Consider the following 15460-nt stretch of genomic DNA (forward strand, 5'->3'; position numbering starts at 1 on the left):
AGAAAATATCGCCACAATGATAAAAATATGTTAATTTTCAAAAAAAATATTCCTCGTTCCTCACACCTTAGAAGGATATAAAGATGATCGCATGGAGCGGAGTGGGTTTTTTCGTCGCAGTATTAATTTCTGCCGCCTACCTCTTGTGTAAATGGCTGTTAGATATTTATTACTACGACGGTTTCTTTGTCGCCCATCTATGGGCGACAGGGGCTACGCTGATCGTTTCTGCCCTTTTTTGTGCGGCCTTTGTCTGGGTGCTTCGGCAGGAAAAATGGCTGGACTCCCTTGCACAAGCAACGAAAAGCCAGCCAATGATGGCCCCTGAAAAAACCCACAACTTCTTTTTTATTCCCGTTCTCTACTGGCCGATTATTCTGTTTCTGCTCGGCTCAGGGATCTGTATTTACGACCTGACCCGATAACACTTCACATCACTGATACAGGCCATACTGATGCTGTATCAGCGAAATGGAAATATCATCAATACGAAGGAGTTCATGGTGAAATTAAGAAAATCATTAAACATTATGGGTGCGATCTGCCTGGCAACTGCCATCGGGGCTACTTCTCTGATGGCATCAGCCGCTGAAACAGCACCAGCTGCAAACACGCAGACTCAGACGATCTCTTTGCTGGATGGCAAACAGACGTTCAAACTGCAGGGCTATGAAAAGCAGCCTGTGCCGGGCGGCGGACCAGGCACCATGTATGTGAACAAGCAGGAAAAACGCGTATTGATCATTGGCGAAGAAGAGATCCCATTGATTGCGCGCGGTGGCAGTGACGCTGATTTTCTTGAAGGCGGGAAGTCTATCAAAGACAAGCAGAAGCAGGCTTCACCTTCTTATACGGTGATCAGTGAGAAAACTGAAAATACCAACGGTTTGCCGGTCTATCATATTGAAGCCACCGACAAAATGGGTGGCAACGATGTGCAACAGGCGACGCTGCTGGCGGTCGCCAACAAGAAATTCACCGTTATTCAGGTGGTTTCAAACCACAAAGACAAGGCTGGCCACCTGAAAGCAGTAAACAATATCCTCGGTAAGTAAGGCCTCAGTCGATAAGCCCGGTTAGCTGATCGACCCGGATAAGGGGTTGCCGGTGGGGTTCATGAGTTTACTCAGAACTCACCTGCAATGCCTTGTCTGAACAATGCTCAGGCTGACGCGTCTGCGCGTCATCACGGCTTGCCCGCAAACCCCTTTCCTGACCTCTTTCTTCAGGCGTTATGCCAGGCCTGAAAACAGAAAAGGCCGTCTCCGGCCTCTCGTTAACTTTATGCAAACATCTACTTCAGGCTGCGCGAACCTGCGGCATCGCTATATCCGCGCTGATACGCGCACCTTCAGCATCAAATACCATGCAATGGTGCGGATGGAAGGTGGGGCGCAGCGTCTGATAAGGACGGAAATGCACATCGCCGGGCAGCAGCATCTTGAAGCCGTCGTGGCCGTGGCTCTGACCAAACAGATAGGTGTTGTTGCCAAGTCGCTCAACCACTTCGCAGTGGAAGTTGATATTCAGTGGCGCATCGCCGTTGATCTGCAACTGCTCCGGCCGGATACCCAGCGTGATCTCATCACCAGGCTGCAACTGGCGGATGGGCGAGGGGAGCTGCAGCCGATGTTCGCCGTCATTGATCAGGACGACCAGGCCAGCAGGGCCGCACTGCTCCACGAGCGCAGGCAGGAAGTTCATCTTAGGTGAGCCGATAAAACCGGCGACAAAGCGGTTAATCGGGTTGTAATAGAGCTCCATCGGTGAACCCACCTGTTCAACCTTGCCGTAGTTCATGACCACAATCTTATCGGCCAGCGTCATTGCTTCCGTCTGATCGTGCGTCACATAGACCATGGTGGTTTTCAGCTCCTGGTGCAGCTTCGCAATGTGCAGCCGCATATCGACACGCAGCTCCGCATCCAGGTTCGATAAGGGCTCATCAAACATAAACACCCGGGGATTTCGCACAATTGCGCGACCAATGGCGACACGCTGACGCTGACCGCCGGAAAGCTGCTTTGGTTTACGATCCAGCAGATGCGCAAGCTGTAGCGTCTTCGCCACCATCTCTACCTGATGCTGAATCTGCGCTTTCGGCAGGCCGTTCACCTTCAGTCCGTAACCGATATTTTCCGCCACCGTCATATGCGGGTAAAGCGCATAAGACTGAAACACCATTGCCACTCCGCGGTGCGAGGGTGCGACATCATTCATGACCTCATCACCAATCAAAATCTCACCGTCACTGATCTCTTCAAGCCCGGCGATCAGCCGCAGCAGTGTGGATTTACCGCAGCCTGACGGACCGACGAAGACCGCAAACTCACCGGCCTCAATATCAAGCGCGATATTTTTCAGCGTTTCTGTTTTACCAAAGCGTTTGGTGACGTTTCTCAATCTGATGCTGGACATGCTGATCCTCATGGCAAGGGATTTGGCGGCTGAAATGTACGACGTATAACAGTTTGTCTTTTTACACGTCAGCCCTGATGGTGCCTGCGCTGACTATATCGTTCCGCCAGAGTGCGCCCTACCGCTGATTTTGATTTCTGTAATAGCGATCACACATTGATGCGAACGGGCTGGAGCGCGGTACGCATTCCGCGTAGCTTATGGCTCAAATGCGATACGTTATCCACACTTCATATGCTCAATAATTCCTTGTTCAGCATGTGCGTCAAAAAAGAACATCAGCAAATGACAGCTTAAAATGTCATACCTTCACACGAGGCCAGTAATGAAAATCAAAATCAGCGTTACGCTACTTCTTTCCGCATTGATGCTTAATCAATCCGCCTGGGCCGCTCAGCAACTTACCGTCTGGGAAGACATTAAAAAATCAGACGGCATCAAAACGGCGATCGCCGATTTTCAGAAACAGTTCGGCGTTGAAGTGAAAGTTCAGGAGATGCCGTTTGCACAGCAGATTGAGAAGCTGCGTCTTGATGGCCCGGCGGGTATTGGCCCGGATGTCCTGGTGATCCCTAATGACCAGCTCGGTAGCGCGGTCGTACAGGGATTACTGGCACCGCTGAAAATAGATGCGGCAGAGCAGAGCGCTTACACCCCCTCAGCAATGGCGGCTTTCACACAGAACAGTGTGGTCTACGGCGTACCCAAAGCAGTGGAAACGCTGGTGCTGATCTACAACAAAGATCTGCTGCCGTCACCGCTGAAAACGCTGGAGGAATACCGTGCCTTCTCCCAGAAGCAGCGTGAGGCGAAGCAGTATGGCCTGCTCGCTAAGTTTGACCAGATTTATTACAGCTGGGGTGTGATGGCTCCTATGGGCTCTTACATCTTTGGCAAAGACGCCAAAGGCGCAATTAACATTCAGGATATCGGTCTGAACACCCCGGGCAGCGTGGAAGCGGTGACATATCTCAAGCGCTTCTTCAGTGAAGGATTGCTGCCAGGCGGCATCATGGGCGACAACGGCCTCAACGCCATCGACTCGCTGTTTACCGAGAAAAAAGCGGCGGCGGTGATCAATGGGCCGTGGGCATTCCAGCCTTATCAGGCTGCCGGAATCAACTATGGCGTGGCACCGCTGCCGCTGCTGCCTAACGGCAAGCCGATGAGCTCCTTCCTGGGTGTCAAAGGCTATGTGGTCTCTACCTGGAGTAAAGATCAGGCGCTGGCGCAGAAGTTCCTTACCTTCATCAACCAGCCGCAGTACGTGAAAGAGCGTTATCAGAAAACCCAGGAGATCCCACCGGTCACCGCGCTGATGAACGATCCGATTATCAAAGATGATGAGAAGGCCAACGCGGTCGCGGTGCAGGCGGCGCGTGCGTCAGCGATGCCAGGCGTGCCGGAAATGCAGGAAGTATGGGGGCCAGCCAATGCTGCCCTTGAGCTGAGCGTATCCGGCAAGCAGGAGCCAAAAGCGGCACTGGATAATGCAGTGAAGCAGATCACCATGCAGATTGAAGCGATGCAGGCCAGCAACCAGTAATGCAGGTTCACGGGATAACCGTACAGGATAAGGATCAGGGTGTGGCTATATCTTCCGATGAAAATCTGGTGACGGCTAAGCGTCCGCGTCGTCATGCGACCACCGGTGCGCTGTTGGCACTGCTGCCTGGCTTCGGCCAGTTTTACCACCGCCAGTGGGCTAAAGGGCTCTGTTTTCTGATTTTGCTCAGCAGTTTTACCGGCGTCTTCCACGATTTTCTGCGTGAGGGATTCTGGGGGCTCTATACGCTGGGCGAATCGGTGCCGCGTGATAACTCCATTTTTCTGCTGGCAGAGGGCATTATCAGCGTGCTGATTGCCGCCTTTGGCGTGGCGGTCTGGGGAGTGTCAATGCGCGACGCCTGGATCAATGGCGTCAGGCGCGACAAGGGCCAGCAGCTGAACAGCGTGCGCCAGCAGTATCAGTTACTGCTGCGCGATGGCTTCCCCTATCTGATGATTTCGCCAGGCTTTATTCTGCTGGTGTTTGTAGTGGTGTTTCCGATTCTGTTCGGTTTCGCCATCGCCTTCACCAACTACAACCTCTATCACACGCCACCGGCGAAGCTGGTGGACTGGGTGGGGTTCAAAAACTTCATCAACATTTTTACCCTGTCGATCTGGCGCTCCACCTTCTTTGACGTGCTGCAATGGACGGTGGTCTGGACACTGCTCGCTACCACGCTGCAGTGCACCGTGGGCGTCATGCTGGCGATTCTGGTCAATCAGAAGGACCTGCGCTTTAAGCCGCTGATCCGCACCATCTTTATCCTGCCGTGGGCGGTGCCGGGCTTCGTCACCATTCTGGTCTTCGCCGGAATGTTCAACGACAGCTTTGGGGTGATCAACAACGCTATTCTCGACTTCTTTGGCATTGCACCCAAAGCGTGGATGACCGATCCGTTCTGGACCAAAACCGCGCTGATTATGATGCAGACCTGGCTCGGTTTCCCGTTTGTGTTTGCGATGACTACCGGCGTCCTGCAGGCGATCCCTGACGATCTCTATGAGGCGGCGATCATGGACGGTGCCAGCGCCTGGACGCGGCTGAAAACCATCACGCTGCCGCTGGTGCTCTACGCCATTGCGCCGATCATCATCACGCAATACACCTTCAACTTTAATAATTTCAACATCATCTATCTGTTTAACAACGGCGGTCCGGCGGTGGCGGGGTCGAATGCCGGAGGAACCGATATCCTGGTGTCGTGGATCTACAAGCTCACCATGTCGTCGTCGCAATATGCTATCGCCGCCACTATCACCATTTTGCTGTCGATTTTCGTGGTAGGTCTGGCGCTGTGGCAGTTCCGCGCGACCCGGTCGTTTAAACAAGATGAGATGGCGTAAGGAAGCAGTTATGGCGAAGTCCGGCAGTATTAAACGCGAAAGGTGGATACGCCTGTCGCTGACCTGGCTGGTGGTGCTGGCCGTCTCGGCCATCATTATCTATCCGCTGGTCTGGACAGTAGGAGCATCACTGAATGCAGGTAACAGCCTGCTCAGCAGTTCGATCATTCCGGAGAATGCGTCGCTGCAGCACTACCGCGACCTGTTCAATGGCACGGTGCCTTACCTGACGTGGTACTGGAACTCGATGAAGATCAGTTTCCTGACCATGGTGCTGACGTTAATCAGCGTCAGCTGTACCGCCTACGCTTTTTCCCGTTTTCGGTTCAAGGGGCGGCAGAACGGACTGATGCTGTTTCTGTTGTTGCAGATGATCCCGCAGTTTTCGGCGCTGATCGCGATTTTCGTGCTGTCGCAGCTGCTGGGGTTGATCAACAGCCATCTGGCACTGGTGCTGATCTACGTTGGTGGGATGATCCCGATGAACACCTATCTGATGAAGGGGTATCTCGACTCGATTCCCAAAGATCTGGATGAGTCGGCGCGCATGGACGGTGCGGGTAACTTCCGCATCTTTGTTGAGATTATCATGCCGCTGTCGAAGCCGATTCTGGCGGTAGTGGCGCTGTTCTCATTCACCGGGCCGCTGGGTGATTTCATCCTCTCCAGCACCATTCTGCGAACGCCAGAGCAGTTCACGCTGCCGATTGGCCTCTATAACCTGGTGTCGCAAAAAATGGGCGCCAGTTACACCACCTATGCCGCCGGTGCTGTGCTGATCGCCGTGCCGGTGGCGGTGTTCTATCTGGCCCTGCAGAAATACTTCGTTTCTGGCCTGGCCTCAGGCAGTACTAAAGGATAAATCATGACGCCAAAAACATTGATTCTCGCCCTGGCACTGGCCTGGGCGACACCGCTGCTCGCCGCCGATCAGCCTGTCATCGGCTCTGCCGGGCCGTGGCCAGCCGATTTTATCAAAGGTGCGGATATCTCATCGCTGGCTGAACTGGAGAAGCAGGGGGCGAAATTCTATAACGCAGATAACCAGCAGCAGGATGTTATCGCCATCCTGAAAGCCAGCGGCATCAACACCATCCGACTGCGGCTGTGGGTGGATCCCCGCGACGGCAGCGGTCAGACCTACGGTGGCGGCGGCAACGATCTGGCGACCACGCTGGCGCTGGCGAAGCGCGTTAAAGCGGCGGGCCTGAAGCTGCTGCTGGATATTCATTACAGCGATTTCTGGACTGACCCAGGCAAGCAGTTCAAGCCCAAAGCCTGGCAGTCGCTGCCTTTTCCGCAGCTGGAAACCCAGGTTCATGACTACACCCGCGACACCATCGCCCGTTTCAAAGCGGAAGGTGTGATGCCGGATATCGTGCAGATTGGCAATGAACTCAACGGTGGCATGCTCTGGCCGGAAGGCAAAAGCTGGGGCCAGAACGGCGGTGAGTTCGATCGGCTGGCCGGTCTGCTGAAAGCCGGGATCAGCGGGGTGCGTGAGAATCTCAGCGACCCGCATCAGGTGAAGATCATGCTGCACCTGGCTGAGGGCACAAAGAACGACACGTTTCGCTGGTGGTTTGACGAGATCGTTAAGCGTGATGTGCCATTCGATGTGATTGGCCTGTCGATGTACACCTACTGGAACGGCCCCATCAGCGCCCTGAAAGCCAACATGGATGATATCTCCCGGCGCTATGACAAAGACGTGATGGTGGTGGAAGCGGCCTACGGCTACACGCTGGAAAACTGCGATAGCGCGGAGAACAGTTTCCAGGCCAAAGAGGAGCAGGCGGGTGGCTATCCCGGCAGCGTAGCGGGCCAGGCGGCTTATCTGCACGATCTGATCAAAGCGGTGCTGGCGGTGCCGGACCATCGCGGCAAGGGTGTCGTCTACTGGGAACCGGCGTGGATCCCTGCGCCCGGCAATACCTGGGCGACGCCCGCTGGCATGAAATATATCCACGACGAATGGAAACAGGGTAACGCCCGCGAAAACCAGGCGCTGTTTGACTGTCACGGCAAGGCGCTGCCTTCGCTGCAGGTTTTTCATTAACCATTAGCGCAAACGCTGATGTCTACCTCTGAGGAACAGGTATGAATAAATTTCCCCCGCTCAGCGCCCGGGTTAACCGGCTGCTGCATGGTGCTGACTACAATCCGGAACAGTGGGCGCACCAGCCGGGCATTATTGATGAAGACGTCATGATGATGAAGCAGGCGAACTGTAACGTTATGTCGGTGGGTATTTTCAGCTGGGCGAAGCTGGAGCCGGAAGAGGGGCGCTATGAATTTGGCTGGCTGGATGAGGTAATTGATACGCTCTGGCTGCAGGGGATTTCTGTGTTTCTTGCTACCCCAAGTGGGGCCAGACCAGCCTGGATGTCGCAGGCGTATCCGGAGGTATTGCGTGTGGGGCGCGATCGCGTGCCGGCTCTGCATGGTGGTCGTCATAACCACTGCATGACCTCGCCGGTGTATCGCCAGAAAGTGCAGGCGATGAACAGTCGGCTGGCGGCGCGCTATGCGCATCATCCGGCGGTGCTCGGCTGGCATATTTCCAATGAGTATGGCGGAGAATGTCATTGCGATCGCTGTCAGCAGGCGTTTCGCAGCTGGTTGCAGCGCCGATATGAGACGCTGGAGAACCTGAATCTCGCCTGGTGGAGTGATTTCTGGAGCCATACCTACAGCGACTGGTCACAGATTGTGTCGCCAGCGCCACAGGGTGAGATGTCGATTCACGGTCTGAATCTGGACTGGCGGCGGTTTATGACCGATCAGGTTACTGACTTCTGTCGTGAGGAGATTAAACCGCTGAAGCAGGCCAATCCCGATCTGCCTGCGACCACCAATTTTATGGAATATTTCTACGACTACGATTACTGGAAGCTGGCACCGGTGCTCGATTTTATCTCCTGGGATAGCTACCCGATGTGGCATAACGAGAAGGATGAGACCACGCTCGCCTGTTATACCGCGATGTACCACGATTTGATGCGCACTCTGAAGCAGGGCAAGCCTTTCGTGTTGATGGAGTCGACGCCGAGCGCCACCAACTGGCAGCCGACCAGCAAGCTGAAGAAGCCTGGGATGCATATTCTGTCATCGCTGCAGGCGGTGGCCCATGGTGCGGACGCGGTGCAATATTTTCAGTGGCGCAAGAGCCGGGGTTCGGTCGAGAAGTTTCATGGCGCAGTAGTCGATCATGTGGGTCATCTTGATACGCGCACCGGTCGTGAGGTGAGTGAGCTGGGCCGGATGCTGGCCGCAATGACGCCGGTGATGGGCAGCCGGGTTGAGGCGCGGGTGGCGATTATTTTCGACTGGGAGAGTCGCTGGGCGATGGATAATGCGCAGGGGCCGCGCAATCTCGGACTGCATTATGAGCGCACAGTGAACGAGCACTATCGTGCTTTCTGGGAGCAGGGCGTGGCGGTGGATGTGATTAACGGCGACTGCGATCTCAGTGGTTACGATCTGGTGATTGCGCCGATGCTGTATATGGTGCGGGATGGTTTTGCGGCGCGGGTGGAACAGCATCTTGAGCAGGGCGGGCATTTCGTTGCCAGCTACTGGAGCGGCATCGTGAATGAGAGCGATCTGTGTTATCCCGGTGGCTTCCCGGGGCCGTTACGGCCGTTGCTTGGCATCTGGTCAGAAGAGATCGATAGTCTGACTGATGAGGAGTTCAATGGCGTACGCGGGGTGCGCGGCAATGAGCTGGGTCTGAGTGGGCCTTATCAGGCGCGAGAGCTTTGCGAGCATATTCATCTGGAAGGGGCAACGGCGCTGGCCAGCTATGAGAGCGATTTTTATGCCGGTACCCCGGCGGTGACGGTGAATCGCGTGGGTCAGGGCAAAGCCTGGTATATCGCATCGCGTAATGATCTGTCTTTCCAGCGGGATTTTTATGGTGCGTTGATTAAGCAGCTGGCGTTGCCGCGCGCGCTGGCGATTGATCTGCCACCGGGCGTGGTCGTTCAGCGGCGCACTGATGGCGAACAGGCGTTTCTTTTTGTGCAGAATTTTACCGGTCAGGTGCAGCAGCTGTCGTTGCCTGCTGGGCTCAGCGATTTGATCGATGGCTCGGTTGTGGGGGAATCGCTGGTGCTGGCGCCGTGGGGGTGTCGCGTTCTGAGTGTGCCGCTAACTGAAGGCGCAAGCCTTTGACGTTAGTTTAATGCCGTTTGCTGGCAGGTTTAGCATCGGCTCAGGGGGCCAGTACCTTCCGCAAAGACGCAAAAGACGGCATCCCTGCCAGCTCAACACGGGCAATTACGCACCTCATCCCTGAGGTGCGCCCGTTCCCGGGCCAACGCGTTGCGTTGTTCAAAAACGCTCCCGGCGTTTTTGTCCCTGGCCCGTGATGCTTTGCTACAGGTACTGGCCCCCATCGCTTTGCGCATGGGAGTTGTCTGTTGGAAGTTTTGGACCGGCTTTAATTGCGGACTTTGTGGCGGAGGAATAGGGTTTGAGGGCAGGAAGAGTGTATTTTCTGTGAGTGCCCTGAAGCCATTCCCCCTCGTTTTCGTTTATCAGTCGTGAGTGGCGGGCAGCAGCCCGCCTTTTTATTATCTGGAGGAGAACAACATGGTGAGTCTGAAATCGTTTAAGCAATATTTCAGTCGGCAGCCGCTGACGGCGGAAGAGGTTGAGATAGACAGTGCGCTGCTGGAGCGTCTTGTAGAGTGCTTCGGCGGGCGTGAAAACATTCAGCAGGTGGACGCCTGTTTAACCCGGCTGCGGGTGAAAGTGACATCGCTGAGGGCGGTAGATACGGCAGGATTACAGAAGGCGGGGGCGATTGGCGTGGTGATTCTGGGGCAGGAAGTTCATGCCATCTTTGGTACGCAATCCGACCAGCTGCGTCAGTTGCTGGAAGCCCGATTCTTTAAGCCGCTTCAGCCGGAGTAAAAAAAATGGATAACCGTCGCCGGTTATCCAAATAAGCCCCTGCATAAGAGCTTAACAATGATCACAATGAGGAGACTGCTTGGTTACCACCAGGCTTCGACCTGTACGCCGAAGTTCCAGGTGTTGTTACTGGTGTTGTCCTGGAAACTGTGTCCGTCTTCTGAGTCATTCAGGTAAGAGGCAAACAGACGCAGTTCCGGGCGTGACATAAATTCGGGACCGGCTGCGAGACCCAGCGCCAGCGTATATTTCTGACCCGCCTGTTTATAGTCACTGCCCACTTTGTTCTCATCTTTCTGCCAGAAACTACCCACTTCGCCGATCCCGCGGACATACTGCGTGAACTGATACTGACCACGACCCACCAGCGACAGCAGGGTGCTTTTGCTGGTCTGCGCGGTGACGTCATCCGCTGAACCCCAGGTAAAGACCTGATTCAGGGAGAACTTGTCGGTGATCGGCAGCAGGCCGGTATTGATTACGCGGTAGCCGGTGGCATCGCGGGTATCGTTCCACATGTCATACCAGCCACCGCCCTGTGAAATCATGTTTTGTGCCAGGCCTTTATTGGCGTACTGGAACACCAGTTTCTGATAGCCGCCCCACATATCCTGACTGATTTCACTGGTGAGCATAACGCCGTTTTCCGCATCATACAGGCCACCATACTCTTCCTGCTTTTTAGTGGTGTTCGGCATGGCGTAATCAATACCAAACTCGGTCCAGGCACCGCTCCACGGTTTCCAGCCAGCATACCGAAGATCCAGGTAGTTAATGTTGACGTCGTTATCGCCATCGACCCGGTAATCGACGTCATTAGCATCGCCACGGATCCAGGCAAAGGAGATCGCGCCCGGGCCCAGAGTGTAATTTTCGATACCCGCACCGGAGCCGGAGATATTCCAGTATTTGGTATCAATGATGTGCAAATCGTGACGCTGGTAGTAACGTTTACCGCCCCAGATCACCGCATTCTTGTCACCCGGCACCAGCCCTTTGATCTGCAGATTAAGCTGACGCAAACCAAACTGCGCATCGTCACCGAAGGTGGTTTCGTTATCGTTAGAACCGTCGGAGAACATGCTGACCATGGTGTCGACGTAAAAACTGACGTCATCCTTTTTGTAGACTTCGCTGCCCAGCTCAACCTCGCCGTAGGTGTCGGCTTCATTGCCGAGACGGCCAATCTTGTTCTTTTGATACTCTTCAATACCGCCATCCTGCGATACGCCAACGCCACCACGCAGATAGCCATGGAAATCAATGTTGTCGATAGCAGCATAGAGCGTCGGGGAGGTCAGGGCCGCAGCAAGCGCCACAGCAGCAGTACGTAACTTTGTTTCCATGTTATCCTCAATTTTATTTGTAATACGTTCACATGACAGCGGCAGTTAACGCTTTTTGTCAGATGGGTGACAAACAAAATCGCGATAATGTGTGATGCACTGCAAATAAAGTGGCGGTATTTGTAACGATTAGTGAATCAGATCACCAAACCTCGTGATGTGAAGGTATGACTTTTACTTTTTATTTGCGCAATGTGACTGCGGTAACCTGGCTTATTCGGCTGCTGTGATACCATTCCGCCATCGGTAATCAGGGATGCGAATTATGAAATCAAAAAATGCCACCTTAGAGGATGTCGCCCGCCATGCTGGCGTCTCTTATCAGACGGTTTCGCGGGTTTTGAATAAGTCGGCAAACGTCTCAGAATCAACGCGGCGCAAGGTGGAGAACTCTATTGAAACCCTGCGCTACGTGCCAAACAGACTGGCGCAACAGCTGGTGGGTAAGCAGAGCACAACGCTGGGTCTGGTGACCACATCGCTGGCGTTGCATGCTCCTTCGCAGGTGGCCGCTGCGGTTAAACGATATGCCAATGCCGCTGACTATCAGGTGCTGATCGCCATGATTGATGAGAACGTCAATCAAAGTCTGCAGAATTGTATCAATGAGCTGAAGTCGCAGCGCGTGGATAAGGTGATTATCAACGTCCCGCTGGAGAGCAGTGATGCGGAGCGGATCGTGCAGGAGAACGACGATATCCTGTGTCTGTTTCTTGATGTTGATCCGTACAGCGCGGTGTTTAACGTTTCGTTTAACCCGGCTGACGGTACCCGTGCCAGTGTCAAATATCTCTACGAGCAGGGGCATCGGGAATTTGCTCTGCTGGCCGGGCCAGAGGAGTCCGTTTCTGCCAATCTGCGGTTAAAGAGCTGGCTGGATACGCTGGAGAGCTATCGTCTGAAGCCGGTCAGCGTCAGCCACGGTAACTGGGATGCGCAAAGTGGTTACAACGGCGTGCTGCAACTGCTGCGTGAAGCGCCGGAGTTCAGCGCGCTGCTGGTGGGAAATGATCAGATGGCACTGGGAGTGCTGAGCGCGCTGCATCAGCGCGGTGTAGCGGTGCCGGGGCAGATTTCGGTGATTGGCTACGATGACACCTATGAAAGTGCCTTCTTCCATCCGGCGCTGACCACGGTGTCGCTCGATCTTGATTTACAGGGCAAAGAGGCCGTTGCGCGTCTGTTGTTAGCCAGTGAGCAGGATGAGCAGCGTTCCTCTTCTATCCTTCCGGCAAAACTGGTGGTACGCAGCTCGACGGGTATCGCCGGTCAGCAGCAGCGTGATCTGAAGCAGATTGCTGAGCAGCTGCGGCTGCTCGCCAGTCGCCTTGAGTAGCAGAACACCGCAAGCAGATAAAAAAAGCATAAGAACGCGCCGCTGCTATGCTCAGATCAGGATAACGATTCTGCACGTCGGAAAAATTATCCGATCACTAAATCGGTCAGTGAACGGGCATTCTGCTTCGCGGTAATGCAGCCGACACGTTCAGCCCGGTTTCTCTACTCTCAGGGAGTGACATTATGCTGTGGCTTGAACAGGGGCTTTACCTCAGGATTGAAGAGTTAGCGCATGGCCCCAGGCCACTGCCGCTTTCCAGCGGTTTTACCCCGCAGACGGCTTATCGCGCGCTGGGCTGTTTTAACCCCTCTGAAACATCAGATGCTTACTACATTCTTTCAAATGACCGCGATGAAATATGGTTCATCTGTAACCGTCATCTGAGAACCGTTTTCCTTGATGCCAGCAACACGGCGTTTCGGGTGAAAATGCAGGAGCCAGCAGAGAGTCTGCCGGTACTCGCTGCTGCACCCGATGGTCAAATCGTCTCATTTGAGCGCTCTGTCTGATGTAGCCTGTTACGCATCAGATAATAAAAAAGCCGCCATCGCTGGCGGCCCTGATTACGTTTAAGTCGATGCGTTATCTGTACATTTGCCAGTAACGTTTTTTAACTCGCCGTGGCGGTCTTCATTGCCGGACGCTGTGGCAGCATCACCAGAAGAGCGATGATGATTAGCGCCAGCGTCAGTGAGGCACCGTAGCGGCTTAGCGCGAGTCCGCCTGAGGCAAGGGGTTTGTCCAGAAAGTCGCCGACCACGGCACCCAGTGGTCGGGTCAGGATAAAGGCCGCCCAGAAGAGCCCCGTACGCGAAAGTGATGTAAAGCGACTGGCCGCCCAGATGATTGCCAGCGCGCCAACAAACAGCAGGATCCCGCCATCGTAGCCCAGCCCTTCAGTGTCTGCCGTCCAGTCACCTAAGGCCGTGCCCAGGGTTTGTGAAAACATAATAGTGACCCAGTAAAAACTCTCTGTGACGCCGTTGCTCACTGAACTGACCGCAACCGTACCGCAGGTGATTTTCCACAGGAAAAGCGAGAGGATAAGCAGGGTGCTCAGCAGCACGGTGCCACCTAAATACCCTATGCCCAGTGAGCGATCGGCAAAATCTGCCATCGTCGTGCCAACGGTGGTTGTGGCCACCACGGTGAACCAGTAAATCCATTTGTTGAAACTGTGGCGATTTATCTGCACCACCACCGCGACCAGAAAGATGATGGCGAAAATCAATGTCCCGGTCAGGTAACCGAGATTCATCGACATGGTCACCGCATCGCCGCCGGTTTCACCCAGGGTAGTCGCAGCGATTTTGGTTAACCAGAAAGCCGCGGTAACGGCCGGAACTTTACTGAGAGCGTGAGAAGCTGTGTTGTTATTTTGCATAGGGTGATACTCCGGAACAGCCCAACATGGGCTAATACAGAGACGATGTTATAAGATTAATCTTAAGAAAAGGTTAAGCTAAAGAAAACTATGACAGGATTTTTGATCACAGTTTGTCAATCACTAAACCGGCATTTACCCTATGATTTAATGTAATATTTGCTCTGTCGGAGTGCAGTGTTTGGGCTGTTTTCCCTGTTAACCTATAAGAATTAATTCTGAGTTACTCTGTTTTCTTCTTAATTTTCAGGCGATGCAAAGAGTGATAGCCCGGCGGCTTAATCAGGCGAAAATTGAAGGAAAGTAGCATCAGGGCGTGCGAGCCATGCCGGGGCAGTATTGCCCTGATAATCAGCATCAGGGCAGGGTGGATGGCGTGGCAACCCCGACGCTGTTATCCGGATATCACCAGTTTTGTCTGGTGGGAGAAACGATCAGGTCGTTGACGGTAACGTTCTGCGGCTGATTAAGTGCATACACCACCGCATTAGCCACATCCTGTGGGCTGATGGCTAATTTATTGAGTTCCTGAGCCACTTTACGGCCCTGAGGATCGCCGACTTTATCGGCCCAGCCGGTATTGATTACGCCAGGGCTGATGGTATTGACGCGTATCCCGTTATTAACCCCTAAGTCTTTGCGCATCGATTCTGTCATGGCATGGACGAAGAATTTTGTTGCACTGTAAACCCCTGCACCCGCATCCACCTGATGACCTGCAACCGATGCCATATTCAGGATCTGTCCCTCATTTTTCTTCAGCATAACGGGTAACACAGAGGCAATGGCGTTCAGATAGCCTTTGATGTTGACGTCGACCATTTTGTTCCACTCTTCCCATGCAACGTCACTCCAGCTTGAGAAAAGCATCAGGCCCGCATTGTTAATCAGTATGTCTATGGCGCCGAAGATGTCACTGGCGAACTTCACCAGCGCCCGGGTTTCTTCCAGACGTGTAACATCGGTTACCAGGCCGACAGCGCGTCCCCCTTCAGCTTCAATCTGGCGTACCAGCGTATCGAGGCCGTTCTGGTCCAGTGCTGCCGCCACAATATTCACGCCATGACGCGCAAGTTCCCGCGCGGTAGCCGCACCAATCCCGGAGGATGCACCCGTAATAATGGCTGTTTTCTGTTGCAGGTAATTCATTTTTAATTC

Annotated in this window: 14 protein-coding genes; 10 read left to right on the plus strand and 4 right to left on the minus strand. The window is 54.0% G+C overall.

Going from position 1 to position 15460, the window contains the following annotated elements; all coding sequences use genetic code 11:
- Positions 1-83 precede the first annotated feature (83 nt).
- Together NR195_RS02195 and NR195_RS02200 are read left to right on the plus strand one after the other, a co-directional pair.
- Positions 84-425 carry a hypothetical protein gene (locus NR195_RS02195; RefSeq protein ID WP_010259779.1) on the plus strand — a complete coding sequence of 114 codons (342 nt, stop codon included), beginning with the start codon at positions 84-86 and terminating at the stop codon, positions 423-425.
- Positions 426-455: 30 nt separating this feature from the next.
- Positions 456-1055 carry a hypothetical protein gene (locus tag NR195_RS02200; protein ID WP_033768653.1) on the plus strand — a complete coding sequence of 200 codons (600 nt, stop codon included), beginning with the start codon at positions 456-458 and terminating at the stop codon, positions 1053-1055.
- Positions 1056-1299: 244 nt separating this feature from the next.
- On the opposite strand, the gene NR195_RS02205 is transcribed toward NR195_RS02200, so the two are convergent.
- The gene (locus NR195_RS02205) at positions 1300-2430 is read right to left on the minus strand and encodes an ABC transporter ATP-binding protein (RefSeq protein ID WP_372340743.1); all 1131 of its coding nucleotides are present in this window, start codon (positions 2428-2430) and stop codon (positions 1300-1302) included.
- Positions 2431-2743: 313 nt separating this feature from the next.
- Between NR195_RS02205 and NR195_RS02210 the strand changes: the two genes are divergently transcribed.
- From NR195_RS02210 to NR195_RS02235, 6 genes are all read left to right on the plus strand, one after another.
- Positions 2744-3964, plus strand: a complete 1221-nt coding sequence (locus tag NR195_RS02210; RefSeq protein WP_061902282.1) for an extracellular solute-binding protein — start codon at positions 2744-2746, stop codon at positions 3962-3964.
- Positions 3965-4005: 41 nt separating this feature from the next.
- Entirely contained in the window at positions 4006-5313 is a 1308-nt protein-coding gene (locus NR195_RS02215) for a carbohydrate ABC transporter permease (protein ID WP_052271368.1), read from the plus strand.
- Positions 5314-5323: 10 nt separating this feature from the next.
- On the plus strand, positions 5324-6175 hold the full coding sequence (locus tag NR195_RS02220; RefSeq protein ID WP_033786803.1) for a sugar ABC transporter permease: 852 nt from the start codon (positions 5324-5326) through the stop codon (positions 6173-6175).
- A gap of 3 nt (positions 6176-6178) precedes the next feature.
- A complete protein-coding gene (locus NR195_RS02225) occupies positions 6179-7372 on the plus strand; it encodes a glycosyl hydrolase 53 family protein (protein ID WP_256844015.1) in 1194 nt (397 codons plus the stop codon).
- Positions 7373-7413: 41 nt separating this feature from the next.
- Positions 7414-9489: a beta-galactosidase gene (locus NR195_RS02230; protein WP_256844016.1), complete on the plus strand. Its 2076-nt coding sequence runs from the start codon at positions 7414-7416 to the stop codon at positions 9487-9489.
- Positions 9490-9909: 420 nt separating this feature from the next.
- Positions 9910-10233 carry a glucose PTS transporter subunit EIIB gene (locus tag NR195_RS02235; protein ID WP_010259145.1) on the plus strand — a complete coding sequence of 108 codons (324 nt, stop codon included), beginning with the start codon at positions 9910-9912 and terminating at the stop codon, positions 10231-10233.
- Between the two features lie 83 nt (positions 10234-10316).
- Here the strand turns inward: NR195_RS02235 and NR195_RS02240 are convergent, their stop codons facing one another.
- Positions 10317-11579 carry a maltoporin gene (locus NR195_RS02240; RefSeq protein ID WP_256844017.1) on the minus strand — a complete coding sequence of 421 codons (1263 nt, stop codon included), beginning with the start codon at positions 11577-11579 and terminating at the stop codon, positions 10317-10319.
- 265 nt (positions 11580-11844) lie between these two features.
- Between NR195_RS02240 and NR195_RS02245 the strand changes: the two genes are divergently transcribed.
- A complete protein-coding gene (locus NR195_RS02245) occupies positions 11845-12915 on the plus strand; it encodes a LacI family DNA-binding transcriptional regulator (RefSeq protein WP_031594605.1) in 1071 nt (356 codons plus the stop codon).
- Between the two features lie 185 nt (positions 12916-13100).
- On the plus strand, positions 13101-13427 hold the full coding sequence (locus NR195_RS02250) for a hypothetical protein (protein ID WP_010670656.1): 327 nt from the start codon (positions 13101-13103) through the stop codon (positions 13425-13427).
- A 101-nt stretch (positions 13428-13528) separates the two neighbouring features.
- Here NR195_RS02250 and NR195_RS02255 read toward each other — a convergent pair whose 3' ends face one another.
- Complete coding sequence (locus NR195_RS02255; protein WP_256844018.1) at positions 13529-14302, minus strand: hypothetical protein; 774 nt, start codon at positions 14300-14302, stop codon at positions 13529-13531.
- A 405-nt stretch (positions 14303-14707) separates the two neighbouring features.
- Positions 14708-15451, minus strand: coding sequence for an SDR family oxidoreductase (locus NR195_RS02260; RefSeq protein WP_256844019.1), 744 nt, complete (start codon positions 15449-15451; stop codon positions 14708-14710).
- Positions 15452-15460 lie beyond the last annotated feature (9 nt).

The organism is Pantoea sp. Ft-CA_14 (assembly GCF_024520875.1).
In the GTDB taxonomy this organism is placed as follows: Bacteria; Pseudomonadota; Gammaproteobacteria; order Enterobacterales; family Enterobacteriaceae; genus Pantoea; species Pantoea agglomerans.